General features: G+C 33.9%; 21 protein-coding genes. 20 read left to right on the top strand and 1 reads right to left on the bottom strand.

What is annotated here, in order from left to right; translation table 11 throughout:
• The first annotated feature begins 107 nt into the window (after positions 1-107).
• The 20 genes from E4T88_RS05090 (at position 108) to E4T88_RS04995 (ending at position 19,221) form a co-directional block, all read left to right on the top strand.
• On the top strand, positions 108-1,775 hold the full coding sequence (locus E4T88_RS05090) for an AMP-binding protein (RefSeq protein WP_135104370.1): 1,668 nt from the start codon (positions 108-110) through the stop codon (positions 1,773-1,775).
• A gap of 177 nt (positions 1,776-1,952) precedes the next feature.
• On the top strand, positions 1,953-2,174 hold the full coding sequence (locus E4T88_RS05085; protein ID WP_006843518.1) for a hypothetical protein: 222 nt from the start codon (positions 1,953-1,955) through the stop codon (positions 2,172-2,174).
• Positions 2,175-2,335: 161 nt separating this feature from the next.
• Positions 2,336-3,196, top strand: coding sequence for an ABC transporter permease (locus E4T88_RS05080; protein WP_135104369.1), 861 nt, complete (start codon positions 2,336-2,338; stop codon positions 3,194-3,196).
• Positions 3,196-4,143, top strand: a complete 948-nt coding sequence (locus tag E4T88_RS05075) for an O-fucosyltransferase family protein (RefSeq protein WP_135104368.1) — start codon at positions 3,196-3,198, stop codon at positions 4,141-4,143. Before E4T88_RS05080 ends, E4T88_RS05075 begins: the two co-directional genes overlap by 1 nt.
• Positions 4,137-4,943: a glycosyltransferase gene (locus tag E4T88_RS05070; protein ID WP_135104367.1), complete on the top strand. Its 807-nt coding sequence runs from the start codon at positions 4,137-4,139 to the stop codon at positions 4,941-4,943. Before E4T88_RS05075 ends, E4T88_RS05070 begins: the two co-directional genes overlap by 7 nt.
• A gap of 12 nt (positions 4,944-4,955) precedes the next feature.
• Entirely contained in the window at positions 4,956-6,233 is a 1,278-nt protein-coding gene (locus E4T88_RS05065; RefSeq protein WP_135104366.1) for an ABC transporter ATP-binding protein, read from the top strand.
• Positions 6,223-6,939, top strand: a complete 717-nt coding sequence (locus E4T88_RS05060) for a class I SAM-dependent methyltransferase (protein WP_135104365.1) — start codon at positions 6,223-6,225, stop codon at positions 6,937-6,939. Before E4T88_RS05065 ends, E4T88_RS05060 begins: the two co-directional genes overlap by 11 nt.
• Before the next feature lie 6 nt (positions 6,940-6,945).
• Complete coding sequence (locus E4T88_RS05055; RefSeq protein WP_135104364.1) at positions 6,946-8,058, top strand: glycosyltransferase; 1,113 nt, start codon at positions 6,946-6,948, stop codon at positions 8,056-8,058.
• A 76-nt stretch (positions 8,059-8,134) separates the two neighbouring features.
• Positions 8,135-8,986, top strand: coding sequence for a glycosyltransferase (locus E4T88_RS05050; protein ID WP_135104363.1), 852 nt, complete (start codon positions 8,135-8,137; stop codon positions 8,984-8,986).
• Positions 8,987-9,008: 22 nt separating this feature from the next.
• The gene (locus E4T88_RS05045) at positions 9,009-9,806 is read left to right on the top strand and encodes a glycosyltransferase (RefSeq protein WP_135104362.1); all 798 of its coding nucleotides are present in this window, start codon (positions 9,009-9,011) and stop codon (positions 9,804-9,806) included.
• A gap of 2 nt (positions 9,807-9,808) precedes the next feature.
• The gene (locus E4T88_RS05040; RefSeq protein WP_135104361.1) at positions 9,809-10,714 is read left to right on the top strand and encodes a glycosyltransferase family 2 protein; all 906 of its coding nucleotides are present in this window, start codon (positions 9,809-9,811) and stop codon (positions 10,712-10,714) included.
• Positions 10,711-11,499: a glycosyltransferase family 2 protein gene (locus tag E4T88_RS05035; RefSeq protein ID WP_135104360.1), complete on the top strand. Its 789-nt coding sequence runs from the start codon at positions 10,711-10,713 to the stop codon at positions 11,497-11,499. Before E4T88_RS05040 ends, E4T88_RS05035 begins: the two co-directional genes overlap by 4 nt.
• A 10-nt stretch (positions 11,500-11,509) precedes the next feature.
• A complete protein-coding gene (locus E4T88_RS05030) occupies positions 11,510-12,355 on the top strand; it encodes a glycosyltransferase (protein WP_135104359.1) in 846 nt (281 codons plus the stop codon).
• A gap of 65 nt (positions 12,356-12,420) precedes the next feature.
• Positions 12,421-13,275, top strand: a complete 855-nt coding sequence (locus E4T88_RS05025; RefSeq protein ID WP_135104358.1) for a glycosyltransferase — start codon at positions 12,421-12,423, stop codon at positions 13,273-13,275.
• A gap of 6 nt (positions 13,276-13,281) precedes the next feature.
• Entirely contained in the window at positions 13,282-14,403 is a 1,122-nt protein-coding gene (locus E4T88_RS05020) for a DegT/DnrJ/EryC1/StrS family aminotransferase (protein WP_135104357.1), read from the top strand.
• Entirely contained in the window at positions 14,400-15,095 is a 696-nt protein-coding gene (locus E4T88_RS05015) for a WbqC family protein (RefSeq protein WP_135104356.1), read from the top strand. Before E4T88_RS05020 ends, E4T88_RS05015 begins: the two co-directional genes overlap by 4 nt.
• A 62-nt stretch (positions 15,096-15,157) precedes the next feature.
• Positions 15,158-16,111, top strand: a complete 954-nt coding sequence (locus tag E4T88_RS05010; protein WP_135104355.1) for an aspartate aminotransferase family protein — start codon at positions 15,158-15,160, stop codon at positions 16,109-16,111.
• A 50-nt stretch (positions 16,112-16,161) separates the two neighbouring features.
• Positions 16,162-17,367, top strand: a complete 1,206-nt coding sequence (locus tag E4T88_RS05005; RefSeq protein WP_135104354.1) for a hypothetical protein — start codon at positions 16,162-16,164, stop codon at positions 17,365-17,367.
• A gap of 147 nt (positions 17,368-17,514) precedes the next feature.
• On the top strand, positions 17,515-18,396 hold the full coding sequence (locus E4T88_RS05000) for a glycosyltransferase (protein ID WP_228093732.1): 882 nt from the start codon (positions 17,515-17,517) through the stop codon (positions 18,394-18,396).
• 3 nt (positions 18,397-18,399) lie between these two features.
• A complete protein-coding gene (locus E4T88_RS04995; RefSeq protein ID WP_135104353.1) occupies positions 18,400-19,221 on the top strand; it encodes a glycosyltransferase family 2 protein in 822 nt (273 codons plus the stop codon).
• Here E4T88_RS04995 and E4T88_RS04990 read toward each other — a convergent pair.
• Positions 19,218-20,585, bottom strand: coding sequence for a methyltransferase RsmF C-terminal domain-like protein (locus E4T88_RS04990; protein WP_135104473.1), 1,368 nt, complete (start codon positions 20,583-20,585; stop codon positions 19,218-19,220). The genes E4T88_RS04995 and E4T88_RS04990 overlap by 4 nt on opposite strands.
• Positions 20,586-20,643 lie beyond the last annotated feature (58 nt).

Here is a 20,643-nt window from a genome sequence, read left to right as displayed (position 1 = left end):
AGAGTACAAAATTACACAATTACGTGAAACTTTACATATAAAATAGTTGTAGATTATGATGATAGTCTCTATTTTTGCACAAAATTTATAAAAATGAGCAACAAATCATGATTGACAAGAATCTAATAACCTTATATGAAGACAGTTTTAGAAACAATTGGGACTTGAAGGGCTTGTCTGACTATTCCGAAAAAAAAACATTGTATTATAAAGATCTGGCTCGTGAAATAGCTAGAATACATATATTACTGGATGATGCTCAAATAGCAAAAGGAGATAAAGTTGCTCTTATTGGCAAAAATAATATTCCTTGGTGTGTTACTTATCTTGCCGTTATCACTTATGGTGCTACCATTGTACCTATCCTACAGGATTTCCATGCAGACAATATACAGCATATAATCAATCACTCTGAATCAAAATTATTATTCACAGCCAATAATATATGGGACTCTCTGGATGAAGATCATATACCGGGAGTAAGAGGAGTATTCTCTATTAATGATTTCAAGCTTACTTGCTTGCACGAGGGAAAAGGAGAAAAGCTTTCCCTGGCGGTAGAAGAGTTAGACAAAAAAATGAAGGAGAAGTACCCCAATGGTTACTCTCCTAATGATATTAATTACGCTAAAGTAGATAACTCAGAAGTCGTACTCATTAATTATACTTCGGGAACAACAGGCTTTAGCAAAGGGGTTATGCTTACAGCCAATAACCTTGCAGGAAATATAACTCATGCTCAATATCTGAAATTACTATTCAGAGGACAAGATATCGTTTCTTTTCTTCCACTGGCGCATGCTTACGGCTGTGCGTTTGAATTTTTGTATTCCTTGACCGAAGGCTCGCACACAACGTTATTAGGAAGAGCCCCATCTCCTAAGATACTAACCGAGGCTTTTGCCGAAATAAAACCACACCTTATTATAACAGTACCTCTTGTTATTGAAAAAATATACAAAAAAGCAATTTTACCTAAGATAGAGAAGCCTGCTATAAAAATGGCCTTGAAAATTCCGATTGTAAAGGATCAGATTTATGCAAAAATAAGAAAAGGCTTAATAGATGCTTTAGGTGGCAATTTTCATGAAGTAATCATTGGTGGTGCAGCTCTAAATGGAGAAGTGGAAGCCTTTCTTCACAAAATCAAATTTCCATTTACGGTTGGTTATGGTATGACTGAATGTGCTCCTTTAATTTCATACGAGCATCATTACGATTTTATACCCACATCTTGCGGTAGGATATTAGACAATATTATGGAAGTCCGTATAGACTCGCAAGACCCATATAATATTGTAGGAGAAATACAGGTAAGGGGAGAAAATGTAATGAAGGGTTATTACAAAAATGAAGAAGCGACAAAAGCAGCCTTTACTGAAGATGGCTGGTTGAAAACAGGAGATTTGGGAACTATAGATAAAAATAACACAATTTTCATAAGAGGACGCAGCAAAACGATGTTGCTAGGCCCTAATGGACAGAATATATTCCCTGAAGAAATAGAATCTAAGCTTAACAATATGCCATTCGTATTGGAAAGCCTCGTCGTGGAGCGAAATGGTAAATTGGTTGCATTAGCTCATCCTGATTATGAAACTATGGATGCCGCCCATGTAGATCACGAAATGTTGCCGGCAATAATGGAACAAAATAGGCAAAACCTAAATAAGATGCTTGCAGCATACGAAAATATATCGGCGGTACAAATTTACCCGAGTGAATTTGAAAAAACTCCTAAAAAAAGCATAAAAAGATATCTATATGATAACTAAATAGTTACAGTGTATTTAACAGTAAAAAAGTACCCCCCTCAGAAAAAAATAAAAAAAACACTAAAAAAAATATAATTGTGCTGTACAACATGTAAAGAAATATGTATATATTTGCATCGTGTTATCAGAAATTATAACTCAAATACATTTACCGTTTAAGTTTTAATAGAAAAGAAAATGAAAAAATTAGTTTTATTTGCTGTTGCTGCTATCGCAATCTCTTTCGCATCATGTAATAACAAAGCTGCTGAAGAAGCTGCTGCTAAGGCTAAAGCTGACTCTTTAGCTGCTGTTGAAGCTCAAGTAGCTGCTGAAGCTGCTGCTAAAGCTCAAGCTGACTCAATCGCTGCTGCTGCTCAAGCTGCTGCTGACTCTGTAGCTACTGCTGTAAAAAAATAATCCAGCGACAGTTAAGATTTATGAAACCTGTATGAGGTAATACACTCATACGGGTTTTTTTATTATAGTTATTTTTTATTTAAAAATCTTTAACATTAAAAATAACTATCTTTGCACACTCAAAATCACACAAACAAATATAGAAACAATATAATATCTAAATGGAAACTGAAAAAGAACATTGGGATATAGAGATCAAACCGCGCGGAAGCAATTTTTCCCTTAATATAAAAGAAGTCTGGCAATATCGTGACTTATTACAAATGTACGTTCGCCGCGATGTTGTAACTATATACAAACAAACTGTACTCGGCCCTCTATGGTTCATCATTCAACCACTATTTACTACAATAATGTATATGTTTGTATTTGGAAATATAGCCCAAATACCAACGGATGGACTACCTCAGCCATTGTTCTACCTATCTGGAATATTATGTTGGGGATACTTTTCTGACTGTATGGGAAAAGCCTCAGGAACCTTCCTCGGTAACGCCGGAGTGTTCAGCAAAGTATACTTTCCTCGATTAGTAGTTCCTATATCAAGTGTTATTTCCAATTTAGTACGATTAATAATCCAGCTAGGGCTATTCCTTGCCGTATACTTTTATTTCGTATACAACGGCACAGACATCAAACCTAATATATATATTCTCTCTTTTCCATTATTGGTTTTAATGCTAGCCGGACTGGGACTGGGGTTTGGCATCATAATATCGTCTGTTACAACAAAGTATAGAGACATGGCTATCCTATTTGGTTTTGTAACCGGATTGTGGATGTATGCAACACCGATAATATATCCACTCTCAGTAATGAAAGAAAAATATGAAGAATATATGTGGCTCATACAGCTGAATCCATTAACATCTATCGTAGAAACATTAAGATATGGATTTATGGGAGCAGGTACAGTTGATTGGTTTTGGCTCAGCTATAGTTTTGTTGTTACAATAATAGTTATCATTCTCGGTTCATGGGTATTTAACAAAGTAGAACGCAGCTTTATTGATGTAGTGTGATGGAAGCTACAGAAATGAGAGAAAAATATTATGCTCTAAACAAATCCTTCAAGAGAAAATTCGTTTTTCATCTGGGATATGATGCAGGATTTTTCTCAGAGTATAACAATATGATATTAGCAATGTTATACTGCCTAACACACAAGATCCAATTTATACTATATTCTGAAGATGCTAATTTCGGGTATCAATACGGGTGGACTGACTATTTTCTACCGTTTTGTGACGAGGTTAAAGATAATTTTCACAAAAAATATAACTTTAGAAACTACGATTTCATCCAAGAAAGATTAGGAATAAAAGACAAACTGAAAATTAAAGCATATAAGGTGTTTAATGGAATAAATTTCCTAACTCAAGACTTATGGATCCTTATCAGGGACAGAAAAAACGAAAAAAACATATATAATATCCCCGAGATGGGAATTGTAAACTGTTCATTAAAGGATGCATGCCAAAAATTAATATCCCTAACTTGGCAATACAATGAAATAACTGCTCGGGAGATAAAAAATAAAATAAGATTACTAAATTTACCAGAAGATTATATCGGTTTTCATATACGGCGCGGAGATAAACATATTGAACAAGATTTAGTCGAAACATCAAGTTATCTGAATAGAGCAGAAAATATAAGTAATATAAAGAATACTTTTATATTAACTGATGATTTTAGAGTAATATCTGAAATAAGGAATAAATATAAAGAGTGGACGATATTCACATTCTGTAAAGAGTCTGAGCAAGGGTACGACCATGCTAAATTCAAAAAAGAAAATAAATCTATAATAAAAGAAGCACATTTAAATCTATTTGCATCATTAGATGTGCTAAACAACAGTAGATTTTTCGTAGGGACTTTTGGTTCAAATCCGGGTATGTATCTAGGAATGAGGATGGATTCTGCTAAATGTATAAGTATTGACATAGATTGGCAAATATGGTAGACAATGTTAATACATACAAAAAGCTTCCTTTCAGCGCCATTGTTACAGGGTACAATGAAGGATATATTTTGGAGGATTGTCTGAAGTCAATTTCTTTTTGCGAGAATATTAAATATGTAGATCAAGGCTCTAATGATAATTCGATAGAAATAGCCAAGCAATATAGTAATGAAATCATAGAGCACAAGAGGGTACCGCTAGGCGAAGCTATTGTTGCAGAGTATTACAAATCGGAAAAAAATGATTGGATACTTATAATAGATCCCGATGAACGAATTAGCTTTGAGCTATATAAAGATATAATAGCACTTTTTGAAAAAGGAATCCCTGATAATATTGGAGCAATACTCGTTCCTTGTATATATTATTACAAAAAGCATCCATTGAAAGGAACACGCTGGGGAGGTATTCACTCCCGTATGCTATTGTTTCACAAAGACAGATGTAAAATGACAGGCGTAGTACATGCGGGCAGAACGGTACTTCCTCCTTATGAACCGTTTTGGATTGCATACAATGGGAAAAATATAGATCATCATTATTGGATGATCAGCTTTTCTCAATTGCGGGAAAAACATTTAAGATACTTAAAAATGGAAGCTGAATCAAGAAATTTCATGGGATTTATTGCTTCAAAAAAAGGTATCATAAAACGTCCATTCAAAGCTTTTCACTCCTGTTTTCTCAAGATGAAAGGGTATAAAGACGGATTGTATGGACTCTTATTATCTTTTTTCTGGGCATGGTACGATACATGTGCCGAGATAAGATTATATAAATATCAAAAACAACAGAAATAAACAAATCTGAATATGTTAGACATCGCAATAAAATTTGAAAATATATCTAAGCAATATCGTTTAGGATTAGTTGGCACAGGAACTATAGCACACGATCTAAACCGCTGGTGGCATGTTGTAAGAGGCAAGGATGACCCCTATTTGAAAATAGGTGAAGTAAATGACCGTTCATCAAAGGCTAGCAGCAAATATATCTGGGCACTTAAAGATATAACTTTTGATGTAAAACAAGGAGAAGTGTTAGGCATAATCGGTAAAAACGGTGCAGGAAAATCAACCTTGCTTAAGATATTATCGAGAGTAACATCTCCTTCTACCGGAACAATTAGAGCCAAAGGTAGGATAGCATCACTATTGGAGGTAGGAACAGGATTTCACCCCGAAATGACCGGTCGTGAAAATATCTTTATGAATGGCTCAATCATGGGAATGACTAAAGCTGAAATAAAGAGAAAACTAGACGAGATTGTAGATTTTGCAGGTGTAGAGAAATATATAGATACTCCTGTTAAACGTTACTCTTCGGGTATGACAGTTCGTCTTGGCTTTGCGATTGCAGCACATTTGGAACCCGAAATACTCGTTGTGGATGAAGTATTGGCTGTAGGAGATGCCGAATTTCAGAAAAAAGCGATTGGCAAGATGCAAGATGTGTCGAAAGGTGATGGTCGTACAGTATTGTTTGTAAGTCATAATATGCAATCCGTTTCTACATTAACACAGAACAGTGTTTTATTAGAAAATGGACAGGTTTGTGCTTATGACAGAACAGATGTTGTTATTCAGAAATATTTATCTATGAGTGGAACTCAAGAGAATATATATCAACGCAAGATAAATAATAACAAACCCAATGTTATTAAAGTTGAATGTAAAACATCTCACAATAATAATATTCAACAATTTGGGAAACCGATGGATATTATTATTGATGTTCATACTCCCTACAGAATACCGTCAGCAGCTGTCTCCTACCAAGTACTTAATAGTGAAGGGGTACCGATAACCCATATATTGAACTTATATGAAGAAAACCCTTTTTGTGATGAAGAAGGAATATATAGGTTAAAATCTTCTATTCCATTCGTACATCTATACCCGGGGACATATAGTTTGATCGTCCATTTTTCAGATAGGATATCTCGAGAAAAATATGAAACCATAGAAAATATTACTCCTTTTGAGGTTAAAGTTTTTGGAGAAATTCGTGATTATTATTGGGGCCCAAGAAATGCGACTTATGTAGAAGATTCTATATGGGATGTAAAAAAAATAGATAATGGCAAATAAGAAACCATACGATAATTTTATTAATATTCCTTTTACCTCAGATAATTTGGATAGATATTTAATGCGTAGCTATATTTTTAATGTAGTTAAAAATACTTTACCATCATTAAAGGGTACCTTATTGGATGTAGGATGTGGTAAAATGCCATATAAGAAGTATATATTAGAAAATAGTGAAGTGAATACATATATAGGCCTTGATATAGAGACTGCTATGGAATACGACACTATAATAAAACCTGACTATACATGGGATGGCAAAGAAATGCCATTTAAGGATGAGAGTTATGATACACTTTTAGCTACAGAAGTGTTAGAACACTGCCCTACGCCTGAGCTAGTATTGAAAGAAATGTACAGGGTATTGAAAAAAGATGGATATATTCTGCTGACTGTTCCCTTCTTATGGCCACTACATGAAACACCACATGATGAATATAGATACACTCCGTTTGCTTTACATCGGCTCTTAGAAGATGTCGGATTCAGAAATATTGAAGTTAAATCTAGTGGAGGATGGCATGCAAGTATGGCACAAATGTTAGGATTATGGGTCAAAAGAAGTGGTATTTCTAGTCAAAAACAAAAAATCCTGTCGAAGATTCTAAAACCAATCATAAAATTTTTAATTAAAAAAGATACTGTACCTACGAATTTCTACGAAGGACTGATGATCCCTAATTTATTTGCCACAGCTACAAAATAAACTTTTATGAAAAATATAGCTCTAATTTCTCCTAACTTGAATGCATATTCAGAAACATTCATTCAAAACCATAAAAAAAATTTCGAAGGAAATGTGAAGTTTTATTATGGTGGGCACTTCCCGACACATCTAGAAGGGAGTGGCCATTTGTGGATATCATCCAAAGAAAGATTAGCTGATTATATTAAGGCAAATGTATTTCAGATAAAGAATATTCCATCACCAGAATATAAAGCATTAGAAAAAAGCTTCAAAAAGGAAAAAATTAATATTGTTTATGCAGAATATGGTCCTACAGGATATGCAATCATGGACATCTGCAAAAAAATGGGATTACCACTTATCGTTCATTTCCATGGATATGATGCTTCGATGGCAAGAGTTTTAGAGGAATACAGGGATGCTTATAAAGAAATGTTTAAATATGCCTCAGTTGTCATAGCTGTCTCTAAAATAATGGAACAGGATTTAATTAAAATAGGATGCCCTGCTGAGAAGCTAAAGTATATCACCTATGGTCCTGAAGATAATTTCTTCTCCGTTACCCCCTCATATAAGTCAGAAGCATTTCTTTCTATTGGACGCTTTGTTGACAAAAAAGCACCATATCTTACAATACTGGCCTTTAAAAAGGTGTTAGAGAAGTTTCCGAGGGCTAAGCTATATATGGCTGGAGATGGAGTACTACTAAATACATGTATCAATCTTTCAAAATATCTAAAGATCGAAGAAAACATTATATTTATAGGGCAAGCCAAACATCACGAATTGATAAGCTATTATGAGAAAGTTCGAGCTTTTGTGCAACACTCCGTAACAGCAATCGATGGCGATATGGAAGGAACCCCAGTTGCTATTATTGAAGCCTCTGCTGCGGCTCTTCCTGTAATATCAACAAAACATGCAGGAATCCCTGACGTGATAATAGATGGGGAAACAGGCTTACTTGTAGATGAACATGATGTTGACGGCATGGCTCAAAACATGATATATATATTAGAAAATGAACTTAAAGCAAAAGAGATGGGAGAAAAGGGAAGAATGAATATTTATGAAAATTTCAGTATGAAAATTCATATAGATAATTTAAACTCTATTATCTCTGAATATGCAAAATAAAAAGACTATCAATTTAATGTTGATGATATTTTTATAGAAAATAATATAGATATAAAATTGAATATATTTTGATAAAATGAATAATCCATTATTCTCTGTTCTTATAGCCAATTATAATAATGGAATATATATCGAGGATGCTATCCAGAGTATATTCGATCAGACATATAATAATTGGGAAATAATTATTGTAGACGATTTTTCGACAGATTCGTCATCCGATGCTTATGAGAGCTATCAAAAGAATGAGAAAATAAAAGTTTTTCGTAATGCAGAAAACAAAGGATGTGGATATACCAAAAGAAGATGTGTTGATGAAGCTTCTGGTGTAATCTGTGGTTTTTTAGACCCGGATGACATTCTATCTAAAGACGCTTTGGCTGAAATGATTGCAGCTCATGAGCAAAATCCAGATTGTTCTCTAGTACATTCCAAACTTTATTTTTGTGATGAAAAACTAGAAATACTAGGGGAATATTCGGCAGCAAAAAATGTACCTTTTGGAGAAAAAATGTTTTTCAATATGTATGGAGAGTTTACTGCATTTGCTTCTTTCAAAAAGAGCTTTTATGACAAGACAGATGGAATAGATTCATATTTAATTAGAGCTGTAGATCAAGATTTATATTATAAATTGTACGAAACAGGGAAAACATTCTTCCTAGACAAGTTTCTTTATTATTATAGAGTTCATAACTCTGGAATATCAACTTTATCTAATTCAGATAAAGCATACTACTGGAAATGGTTTACAATACTTAGTGCAGCAAAAAGAAGAGGTATAAATATCGAAGATTTCTTCTTAGAAAATTTTGTTACTAGATATGAATATGAAATGCTCAAAAATAAATATGAAAAAGTAAAGAAATACAGTAAACTAAATGATTTTTTACGAAATATCAAACATAAGTTTGGATTGATAAAATAATAGAATTAATTTATTTTTATTTATGAAAAGGGTTGCTTTTTTGAGTTTGTTTTCATATTCTTTTTGGAAAGAGTATATCTACAATCGTCGAAAGAATTCTTTGATCTATCTTTTCAATAAGACGGTCCGTCAACAAAAAAATGATCCTCTGATTATTTCTATAATTATAATTAATTATAACCGTCTCGCCGATTTAAAAATCCTTGTAAAGTTTTTACAGGAAAGAAGACATAAAAACATTGTTATAGTTGATAACAATTCAACATATCCACCTCTTTTAGAATACTATAAAGAGATCGAAAAGGATATTAAGATAGAATATATGCACAAAAACTATGGTCACATGGTTTTTTGGGAAAATCAAGATTTATATAAGAAATACTCTAAAGGATATCATATTGTAACAGATTCGGATATTATCCCAAACGCAAATCTACCGGTAGAATATTTGCATAAAATGATAAGGATACTGGATAATAATAAACATATTACCAAAGTTGGCTTTGCTCTGAAAATTGACGATATCCCCGATTATTACCAACATAAGGAAAAAGTTCTAGAATGGGAAAAAAAGCATTGGGAGAATCTAGTTGGAGAAAATTTGTATTTGAATGAACTGGATACAACGTTTGCTTTATATCCACCACAATATCAATATAATTTGTTGAATTTTTATTCGGCAATAAGAATAGCCGGAGATTATACAGCACAACATAAGGGGTGGTATATTGACGACCAGAATCTAACAGATGAAGAGATATATTATTTCAAAACGGCAAGCGATTCCAACTCCTGGAAAATAGATATTAAAAACAGCTAAAAATGGTATCAGTTATTCTTCCCAATTATAATCATGCTCCATATCTGAGACAACGTATTGAATCAATACTAAATCAGACATACCAGGACTTTGAGCTGATAATCTTGGATGATTGTTCACCAGACAATAGTAAAGATGTAATTGAAGAATATAGAAGTAATTCTCATATATCGCACATTGTATATAATGAGACTAATTCCGGTTCTACATTCAAACAGTGGAAGAAAGGGATTGAGTTAGCCCAAGGAGAATATATCTGGATTGCTGAAAGTGACGATTATGCAGAGCTTACGTTTCTTGAAAAAACGATGGATTCTATTTCTAAATATAATTCAGTACTCTGCTTTGCTCTTACGACAATAGTTGACAAAGGGGACAATACAGTAATGGAGCAACCCACTATCCTACCCGATTTATCAATGAATATCAATCTGTTCACAGAGAACTATTTGTTATATAGTAATCCTATTTGTAATGCCAGTATGGTGATTTTTAAGAAAGATGCTATCGCCGCAAATCTGTGGAATAATATTATAAATTTCAAATACTGTGGTGACTGGTTATTATGGGGCAGCTTTTGCGGTGAGGGAGAAGTTACGGTGTCTGAAGTAAAAGAGTATCTAAATTATTTTAGAACACATTCGGTAAATGTATCAAACAAATCCGAAGACAGAGGACTGGGAATATTAGAGGGTTATAAAGTTTCCGAAATTATAGCAAAAAGGCTACATTTGAAGTTAGATAAAGAATATAGCAAGAATTGGTATTACAAATGGCAATCATATAAATTAAAGTTTTCATACTCGAATTCTGTAAACAAAGCTATTTTATCAATGTTTATAAAGGAAAGCCCGATGGTTGCTTATTACGAACTCAAAAGATTAATATTGAGACTTATAACAAGATGAAAGTATCTATTGTAACAATTAACTATAACAATGCCGCAGGGTTAGAGAAAACGATTAATAGCGTTATCTCTAATGATCTGTATGATATTGAATATATTGTTATTGATGGAAACTCTACAGATGGTAGTGTGGGTGTTATAAAAAAATATGAAAGCAAAATAAACTTTTGGATCAGCGAACCTGACTCTGGCATATATAATGCTATGAATAAAGGGATCAGGCAAGCAACAGGGCAATATATATTATTCGTAAACAGTGGAGATGTAATAAAAGAGGATTGTGATTTGCAATCGATTATATCTCAAATTACAGGGGAAGGCATAGTCTATTTTGATATGGAAATTGCTGATAGTTTATCAAAGACAAGCTATATAAAACAATATCCCAGCAATCCTGATTTTAAATATTTTGCAGAAGACACGCTACCACACACAGCTTCTTTTATAAAAAAAGAACTTTTGGTAAAATATGGATATTATTCGGAAGAAAAAAAGATAACATCAGACTGGGCTTTCTTTATGGATGCGATATGCCTGCTAAGTTCTACATACAGACATATTGATGGTTGTTTTTCTACTTTCTATATTGATGGAATCAGTTCGAATGCTTCAAACAAGCAATTGCTTATAGATGAACGCAACGACCATATAGCCCACTCTTATCCTATCTATAATACCTTATATAAAGACTGGATGGATAAAAGACAAGAGCTATATAAATTAAAAACATCAATAAGTGTAAGGTACTTAAAGAAGCTCGGTTTACTAAAATGGCTTAAACTATAAACTTTATATTATGAACCCTATCATATCCGTTATCATGCCGTGCTATAATCAGGCTAAATATATGCCTGAGGCGCTACAATCACTTCTCGATCAGGATTATCCTCATTGGGAGTGTATTATGGTTAATGATGGTTCACCTGACAATACAGAAGAAGTTGCAAAACTATGGATAGAAAAAGACAAACGGCTCAAATATTTTAGGAAAGAAAATAGCGGGGTTTGTGATACCAGAAACTATGGAGTTGATCAAGCTATTGGAGAATACATCGTTCCTTTGGATGGAGACGATAAGTTAGGCCCTCATTATTTTAGCGAGGCAATAAAGGCATTTACAAAAGACCCTGAGATAAAACTAATATATAGTGATACAATATTATTTGGCGATGTAAATGAAAAAAGGATAAATCCTGATTTTGTATTTGAAAAAATGCTTACGGAAAATCAAATCTACAATTCAGCCATATTCCGAAAATCTGACTTTCTTGAAGCTGGAGGTTACAATCCGAATATGTTTGACGGTATAGAGGACTGGGATTTTTACCTTTCGTTGATCACACCGAATGATAGGGTTATAAAACTTAATGACTTTCACTATTATTATAGGATAAAAGAAGTTTCACGATCGATGCGTATATTCCGTGAAACAGATAAAAATGATGCAATGCTTTTACAAATGTTTAAGAATCATATACCTTTGTTTCTTGAGTATTTGAATCCTGTTAGAGATCGGATTAAAGCAGAAACATACAATAAAGAACTTTACTGGCATTATCATACCCCAGAATACAAATTGGGTAGAATGATATACAAACCATTCCGTTTTGTACAAAAAGTATTAAGAAAGCTCTTTTCATAACTGTATTTTTACAGAGAAAAGACCATTGGAAAATATTCGAATGTAAGAACAGAGTTTTACAAAATATGAAGATAAATATCATACTCATCACATACAATCACAGCAATTATATACGTCCGGCATTGGAGAGTATTTTGATGCAGGAAACATCTCACAATGTTGAGATTATTGTTGCCGACGATTGCTCTACCGACAATACTGTAGAGATTATAGAGGAGTATGAATCGAAAACAAAATTTGTTTTTCATTATTTACATAAAGAACAAAATGTAGGATATATACGCAATTACCAACAGGCTTTTGCAACATGTACAGGAGACTATGTTGCCATCATGGAAGGTGACGACTATTGGGTAAAGGCATCCCACCTGGAGAATCATATCAACCATCTGGAGAGGATACCAAACACCTCTATGAGTTACAACAGGCACATACGCTTGTTTGAAGATCAACATAGAGAAGAAATATTTGACTGGAATCTTGATACAGACTATGAACTGATCACTACCGATCAGTTGGCATTGGGAAACCGCATAGGTAATCTGTCTTGTTGCGTATTCAGAGGAAAATATATACAGCAATTAGACCCAAAACTGTTTGATATGGAAATAGCCGATTGGATGCTAGGGATGTATATGGGACAATTTGCACCCTTGCTATATCTCAAAGACGTAACTTCGGCATATAGGATACATGATAACGGACAATGGTCGCGGATGGACGAAAAAGACCAGTGTGCAAAGGTTATCGAGCTGATAAATAAATACGACAAGTATTTGAACTATAACTATACAGAAACCTTCACAAAACATAAACGGAGACTCGAAATTTTACTTTACGGAGATAAATCTTTCAGAGGCAGAATAAAGAGCTTTACTCCTTTATGGATTAGAAACTTATACAATAAACTTATTAGGTAAAAGATTATGAACAAAAAAATAATGGTTACCCAACCGGCGATTCCACCTTTGGATGAATTTATTCCCTATCTGCAAAAAATATGGGATAATAAATGGTTGACAAACAATGGTCCGTTTCATGAACAGTTTGAAAAAGAACTGGCAGACTATCTTGGCGTTAAGCATATCTCTGTATTTGCCAATGGGACACTGGCATTAATAACAGCATTACAAGCCTTACGCATTACAGGTGAGGTTATAACCACTCCATTCAGCTTTGTTGCAACAACACACTCATTGTGGTGGAACAACATCAAGCCTGTATTTGTAGACATAGATAGTAAGAACTATAATATAGATCCGGAAAAGATAGAAGCGGCCATTACGCCAAAGACAACCGCCATCATGCCGGTGCATGTCTATGGCAATCCGTGCAACGTAGAAGAAATACAACGCATAGCAGACACCTACGGGCTACGTGTAATATATGATGCTGCACATGCTTTTGCTGTTAAAAAGGATCGACAATCGGTGATGAATTGGGGTGATTTATCTATTCTCAGTTTCCATGCAACAAAGGTTTACAATACAATAGAAGGAGGTGCGATTGTTTGTCAGGATGAAAAGACGAAACAGCGTATCGATTTATTAAAAAACTTCGGATTCAGGAACGAAACAACTGTTATTGAGCCGGGTATAAATGCCAAGATGAATGAATTGCAAGCAGCTTATGGCTCACTGCAATTGAAACATGTAGATAATTATATCGCTAAACGTCTGGAGCTAGCTAAATTATACGACAACCTGCTGAAAGATGTAAAAGGAATCACTTATATGACTGTTGGCGAAGGAGTAGAGCATACTTACCCTTATTACCCAATACGAGTAAATACTGCCGATTATGGCATGAATCGTGATGATCTGTACTTCAAATTGCAGGAGTATGATATATTCGGACGCCGTTATTTCTATCCTCTTATAAGTGATTTCCCGACATATAGAGGACTGCCTTCTGCCAGTGTTAGCAACCTGCCCGTTGCAGCACAAGTGTCTAAAGAAATTGTATGCTTACCGATGTATGCAGATTTGGAGTTTGAAGAAGTAGGAAAAATATGCGAGCTAATTAAAAATAAACCTTGGGTAAAATGATTTTAGGAATAATGCAGCCTTATTTTATGCCATACATTGGCTATTTTCAGCTACTGAATGCCGTAGATAAGTATGTAATATACGATAATGCAAAATATACGAAAAAAGGATGGATCAACCGTAATCGCATCCTACAAAACAACAAGGATACGCTAATCTCAATATCGGTAGAAAAAGATTCCGATTATCTGGATATAAAAGATCGCTCTGTAGCCGATTCTTTCGATAAGAAAAAATTAATAAATCAGATAAGAGAATCATATCGCAAGGCTCCTTATTTTGAGCAGGTGATACCAATTGTGGAGGATATTATCAACTACGAAGAGAAAAATCTTTTCTTATATATTTATAATTCAATCAAAGAGGTTTGTAAATATCTGAATATTCATACTGAAATTATTATTTCATCAACAATTGATATAGATCAAACTCTTGCGGGACAAGATAGGGTAATAGCTATATGTAAGACTCTAGGAGCAAAAGATTATTATAATGCAATTGGCGGACAAGAACTGTACCATCCAAAGGACTTCGAGAAAAAGGGAGTAAGCCTCCGCTTCTTATCATCCAATCTTGTTGCTTATAAACAATTCAATAATGATTTCATCCCTTGGCTATCGATTATAGACGTTATGATGTTCAACAGTTTGGCAGAAACACAAGATATGCTAAATGAGTATAAATTGATTTAACGTTACAAAAAAGCGAAAATCTTATTAATCAAAGGTAATACTTCATAGAAAATATTAAAGACATGAAAGAGATAGGAGGATACTTCGAACTTCAACTTCGCAAAGGAGAACATTATCATAAGGGAGCACTAGAGCTAAATACTGCTCGCAACTGTCTTGAATATATACTAAGAGCAAAGAAATATAAAAAGATATATATTCCTTACTTGAACTCTGAAGTTATCTGGGAACCGATAAAGAAACTAGGCATAGAATCCGAATTCTATTCTGTAGATTTCCGCCTCAATCCTATTTTCTATAAAGAATTAAAAGAAGATGAAGTGTTTTTTTACTCCGACACTTATGGCATAAAGTGTTGCACCGTTTTGCAGCTTGTCAAAAAATTTGGAAAACAATTGATAGTTGATAATACGCATGCTTTCTTTTCGAAACCTTACGAAGGTATCGACACAATATATTCTCCACGCAAATTTTTTGGACTCCCCGACGGAGCTTATCTATATACAGATACTTTTCTGAATGAAGAGCTTGAGCAAGACTTCTCTATTCCACATATGACACATTTGATGAAACGGATCGAATACGGTAATGCCAGTGCAGCCTATCAGGATTATCTTGACTACTGCGCAAGCCTCGTTGGTCAACCAATAAAGCGTATGTCGAATCTTGCTTCTGCATTGCTATCTAACATAGACTACGAAAATATGAAAGAAAGACAGATAAAAAACTTTAACTATTTACATTCTGTCTTGGGGAAAGATAATAAGTTTGAATATGATAACTTTCCCTCAGATACGTGCCCGCTGAGTTATATGTTCTATTCAGAAGATCGTGATTTAAGAAAGAAACTGATTGATAACAAAATATATGTATCTACATATTGGAAGGAAACACTAGGACTTGTAGAGAAAGGCTCTCCCGAATATAAGATAGTCAACTACCTGCTGCCTCTACCTTGCGATCATCGATATGATGAAGAGGATATGGAAAGAATAATAAATGTGATAAATAGCTGATTTGTGATACAAATAAATATTAACAACATAAAACAGCATATCCTATAATTATGACCCGTTGTTTATCTTTGATTATTTTCAGTTCATTATTCTGGAATCTTAATGCTCAAAATATTAAGAAGATATGTGACGATACCTTGTATTTAAAAACGAATGAAAAAATTTATAAAAAACTTGATTTACCCGATCTCCTCAGCTCCAAACATGATTTTTATTTTAGATTCAAAAATTATGGTCAGATTATTGACATATGGATGGATCAAGGGCTTATGGGAGGGACATTGACTAATTATAGATTTAAAACGAAAAAGAATTCCAATAAAGACAGTGATACTATATATTTAAAGGAAGAGATAAACCAAACTAAAATAGCTAATATATACAATATTATAAACAATTCAAAAATCTTAGAATTAAAAACAGATAGAGAGATTGAGGGATGGGAACAAGGTTATGATGGCATAACTTATTGTATAGAATATACAAATAAGGATGAATATCACTTTAAGAAGTATTGGAATCCTGAAACTAATAGATCATTAAAAGAAGCTATCATAGTTAGTGATTTCATAAATAAGATATCTGGAATTTTAGAATTAGAAGAAAATAAAAGAAAGTTTGAATCTAAATTTTCAGCAACAGGATATTATAAGACAGAAGGAATGTTGGTTATGTGTTATTTATACGACTTATATTCTTTTGGATACTCAGGTTCTACTAGATTACCGTTAGGCTATGAAGCCAAAATCTATTTTGGAGGGATAAGCAACATAAAGACAAATCTAGGGTTATCATTGACTCATCAGTTCGATAGCAAAGGATCATATGATATTCAGACAATCATAGGCTATCATAATCTATTTCTAAAAAAGAAGAGAAGCTCAAATGATTATCTCTCATACGGATACAGAATACGAAAACTAAAATATATAGATAACAAAATAAAATGGCAAAATCACTCTCTACTTTATCGTTATAATATAAAAGATATAAGCTTGGGATTAGGTGCTAATTACCTAATAGGACGAAAAAAGAAAGTTGGAGGGGCTATTTATGCCGACAAATCATTCTCTCAAGCTCAAATAACCATTGCTTCTGAATATTTTATATATAACAAACAGTTTGACTATAAGATATCATTATCAAAAAGATTTCGATTATACGCAGAAAATATACATAACTTTTCAATAGGTTTGTATTATGAAAGTTTCTTAGACAAAGACAATATAGGTTGGAAGCTAAATATTTATCTATAATTATTTCTCTATTAATTAGATCGTATATTCTTACACAAAAATTATCTTTATAAAATATTTTTATTGGGGAAAGATAAAATAACAATCAAAAAGAATAATAAACCTGTTACTTTTGTCACCTTTTAAGAGTTTGAACACCATTATTCAATGATAAACAAAGAGCACAACATAATCGTATCCGTCTCCATGATTACTTATAATCATGAAAAGTTTATAGCGGAAGCTATAGAAGGAGTTGTAATGCAGAAAACCAATTTCCAATTCGAATTGGTAATCGGTGAGGATTGCAGTACAGACAATACCCGTGCTATTTGTATAGAATATCAGAAGAAGTATCCCGACATTATACGATTAAGATTACCTGAAACCAATCAGGGGATGATGCTCAACTGGATAAATAATATTAATAGCGGGCGTGGAAAATATATAGCGCTGTGTGATGGCGATGATTTTTGGACTGACCCTTATAAACTTCAGAAGCAAGTTGATTTTATGGAGGCTAATCCCGACTTTGCTATGTGCTCTCATAAGGTACATACTCTGATGTGCGGACATTTGGATGAAAATATAGAGATGGAGCGGGATGTATTGACTACAACAGACATTATTCAAAAAGATTGGGGGTTACTTACTGCCTCTATCATTTTTCGTAAAGATGCACATAAAACACCTGAATGGTATTATACTGTAAAAAATGGAGATTACGCTCTTCAACTGATTGTGTCACTATCGGGTAAGATAAAATTTCTCCCTGATTATATGGCGGTCTATAGGCAACATCTCGGAGGAATATCTTCTACTCTAAAGCCTCTAAATCAAACAGCCTGGATGGTTTATTTATTGCATGAGTTTAATACATATACAAACGGTAGCTATAAGAGAACAATCATTGAGCGGATAAAAAGGATGTACAAAATACAAATATATTACGCTAAGGGCTATAGCCTGCGTAAAGCGGCCACAGTCTTATCACTTTATCAGAAGCTTGTATTCTTAAATCCTTTCTTAATAAAATCGAGGCGAAAGTAAAATATGAAACTATCAATTATAACTGTCAATTTGAATGATAAAGCGGGTCTTGAAAAAACCGTAAAGAGTGTTATTTCACAGTCTTTCTCCAACTTTGAATTTATCATTATTGACGGTCAGTCTACAGATGGCAGTATCGATATAATAGATCAATATAAAAGCAAGATCAGCTACTGGGTAAGTGAAAAAGATAGTGGTATTTACAATGCTATGAATAAGGGTATCCGACAGGCTAAAGGCGAATATCTATATTTTCTCAATTCTGGCGATGCATTATACAATGAGAATGTCCTTCATGATATATTCAATGATGATCCCCACGAACCTTTTATCTGCGGAAATTTTTATATGGAAGTTGGAGGAAAGTTAGAGGCAGATAAATCGTACAAAGGTCGTGATTGGTGTTTTGCTATCTATGACTTGTTTGCCGGTTTCTTATGTCATCAGGCCTTCTTTATACACAGATCGAACTTCGAACAATATGGGCTATACAGCGAAGATCTTAAAGTTATGTCCGACTGGAAGTTGTTCTTTCAAGGAATTGCACTAGACCATCTCCCTGTAAAATATGTAGATACATTCATTGTTGTTTACAATATGGAAGGATTCAGTACCCAAGTAGGAGGAGAAGTTATATACAAAGAGAAGCTGCAAGTATGCAATGAGCTTCTTAGTCCCTCACTGACAGAAAAACTCAAAAGATTATATTATCTCGATCAGAATGGATTTATAACCGACATAATGAAGTCTAAAACATGGATATACAACGGATTCCGTGTATTTGCAAAGATTGGTCGTACCCTAGGTTTTATAAAAACTGATTAGATAACATTCACCTCAGCCTCAGGAATATTTGCTGAACGTATTCGCCATTCTTGTGGATAAAGGTTATTAGCACGATTACCTATATTCTTTACAAACCCCAATGGCTTGTTCCTGTAGGTAATTAAAATATAGCCTTTTGGCTGATCTTGTAATAATAGTGTCTCTTTGCGTAGATAAGCTATAGCGGTTTTCCAGTCCACATCATAAGTAGTGAAATTCGCAACATTGAAACATGTGCTTAATGCTAGAGACTGATCCGGGATAAAATCCTTTCCTTTAACCTCTCCTAAGCAAATTCCTTCTGAAATAACATTCAGATACGACTTTATCAGAGTTAATTCATTATACAGGTGTGAAGGAAAAGAAAACCATCTATCCTTTTGAGAATAGAATGTAAACGACTCATTATCTTTTACATAGTCTTTACAATCAAATGGAATAATACTTTTTGATATTTTCTCTTTATCCTTCCTCCTCTTTAAAGAACCTTCGTCAGAAGTCTTTCTAAGTAAAGCACAGAAGAATCCTTCTCCTTTAATCTTATGAGGAAAGAATCGGTAAGCAGGAAAACCATCTCTTAAAGAGGGGCTTACCTCCCACTCTTCTGTAATGTCGATTGGTAAAACCTCTGCTCCCAGCTCTTCACAAATCCATTGTACATTGTCTTCGTTTTCATCCACATTGTATGTACATGTACTGTATAGTAACAATCCGTTAGTTTTGAGAGCAGGCCATATATCCGCCAAAATACGTTGCTGACGTTCTTTACAGAGCTTGACATTGTCTATCGACCATTCTAATGTTGCACCCTCATCTTTTCGAAACATACCCTCCCCTGAGCACGGAGCATCTACCAGGATAAAATCAAAGAAGCCTTGTAATTTTCCTATCTGTTGCGGATCGTTGTTAGTCACTACCGTATTAGGATTACCCCACTTTGTTATATTCTCAGCCAATATATTCGCTCTGGTGCGGATTACCTCATTAGAAACTAAAAGACTGCCCTCTCCCATTATATCAGCTATCAGAGTCGATTTACCTCCGGGAGCAGCGCAAAGATCAAGGATACGCACATCATCCTCTGCAACATATTGTCTGAAAGCTTGTTCTATAAACATCGAAGAGGCCTCTTGTACATAATAACATCCGGCATGAAACAACGGATCGAAAGTAAATGAAGGCCTTTGAGGTAGGTAATATCCTGATTGAGACCACAGAACTCTATCGAGTAAGGGTTTCTCGGTCTTATGATTATTTATTCTGATACTCGTAGGAGATTCACTGTTTAGTGCTTGTACAAAAGCATCCCATTCTTCCCCTAAAAGAGCTTTTGTACGGGTAATAAAGTCAGAAGATAAATCCATTATCATATATTTACTACAAAGTTATATTAATTTGCAAAACTATTATAAATACAATTAT

Origin of the sequence: Dysgonomonas mossii (genome assembly GCF_004569505.1) — a bacterium.
In the GTDB taxonomy this organism is placed as follows: Bacteria; Bacteroidota; Bacteroidia; order Bacteroidales; family Dysgonomonadaceae; genus Dysgonomonas.
Note: the sequence above shows the minus strand (reverse complement) of the source record. Positions and strands in the feature narration are given on the sequence as shown.

Bases quoted from the DNA above. Each gene is read 5' to 3' on its own strand.
- E4T88_RS05090 (WP_135104370.1), top strand. From the start codon at position 108: ATGATTGACAAGAATCTAATAACCTTATATGAAGACAGTTTTAGAAAC.
- E4T88_RS05085 (WP_006843518.1), top strand. From the start codon at position 1,953: ATGAAAAAATTAGTTTTATTTGCTGTTGCTGCTATCGCAATCTCTTTC.
- E4T88_RS05080 (WP_135104369.1), top strand. From the start codon at position 2,336: ATGGAAACTGAAAAAGAACATTGGGATATAGAGATCAAACCGCGCGGA.
- E4T88_RS05075 (WP_135104368.1), top strand. From the start codon at position 3,196: ATGGAAGCTACAGAAATGAGAGAAAAATATTATGCTCTAAACAAATCC.
- E4T88_RS05070 (WP_135104367.1), top strand. From the start codon at position 4,137: ATGGTAGACAATGTTAATACATACAAAAAGCTTCCTTTCAGCGCCATT.
- E4T88_RS05065 (WP_135104366.1), top strand. From the start codon at position 4,956: ATGTTAGACATCGCAATAAAATTTGAAAATATATCTAAGCAATATCGT.
- E4T88_RS05060 (WP_135104365.1), top strand. From the start codon at position 6,223: ATGGCAAATAAGAAACCATACGATAATTTTATTAATATTCCTTTTACC.
- E4T88_RS05055 (WP_135104364.1), top strand. From the start codon at position 6,946: ATGAAAAATATAGCTCTAATTTCTCCTAACTTGAATGCATATTCAGAA.
- E4T88_RS05050 (WP_135104363.1), top strand. From the start codon at position 8,135: ATGAATAATCCATTATTCTCTGTTCTTATAGCCAATTATAATAATGGA.
- E4T88_RS05045 (WP_135104362.1), top strand. From the start codon at position 9,009: ATGAAAAGGGTTGCTTTTTTGAGTTTGTTTTCATATTCTTTTTGGAAA.
- E4T88_RS05040 (WP_135104361.1), top strand. From the start codon at position 9,809: ATGGTATCAGTTATTCTTCCCAATTATAATCATGCTCCATATCTGAGA.
- E4T88_RS05035 (WP_135104360.1), top strand. From the start codon at position 10,711: ATGAAAGTATCTATTGTAACAATTAACTATAACAATGCCGCAGGGTTA.
- E4T88_RS05030 (WP_135104359.1), top strand. From the start codon at position 11,510: ATGAACCCTATCATATCCGTTATCATGCCGTGCTATAATCAGGCTAAA.
- E4T88_RS05025 (WP_135104358.1), top strand. From the start codon at position 12,421: ATGAAGATAAATATCATACTCATCACATACAATCACAGCAATTATATA.
- E4T88_RS05020 (WP_135104357.1), top strand. From the start codon at position 13,282: ATGAACAAAAAAATAATGGTTACCCAACCGGCGATTCCACCTTTGGAT.
- E4T88_RS05015 (WP_135104356.1), top strand. From the start codon at position 14,400: ATGATTTTAGGAATAATGCAGCCTTATTTTATGCCATACATTGGCTAT.
- E4T88_RS05010 (WP_135104355.1), top strand. From the start codon at position 15,158: ATGAAAGAGATAGGAGGATACTTCGAACTTCAACTTCGCAAAGGAGAA.
- E4T88_RS05005 (WP_135104354.1), top strand. From the start codon at position 16,162: ATGACCCGTTGTTTATCTTTGATTATTTTCAGTTCATTATTCTGGAAT.
- E4T88_RS05000 (WP_228093732.1), top strand. From the start codon at position 17,515: ATGATAAACAAAGAGCACAACATAATCGTATCCGTCTCCATGATTACT.
- E4T88_RS04995 (WP_135104353.1), top strand. From the start codon at position 18,400: ATGAAACTATCAATTATAACTGTCAATTTGAATGATAAAGCGGGTCTT.
- E4T88_RS04990 (WP_135104473.1), bottom strand. From the start codon at position 20,585: ATGGATTTATCTTCTGACTTTATTACCCGTACAAAAGCTCTTTTAGGG.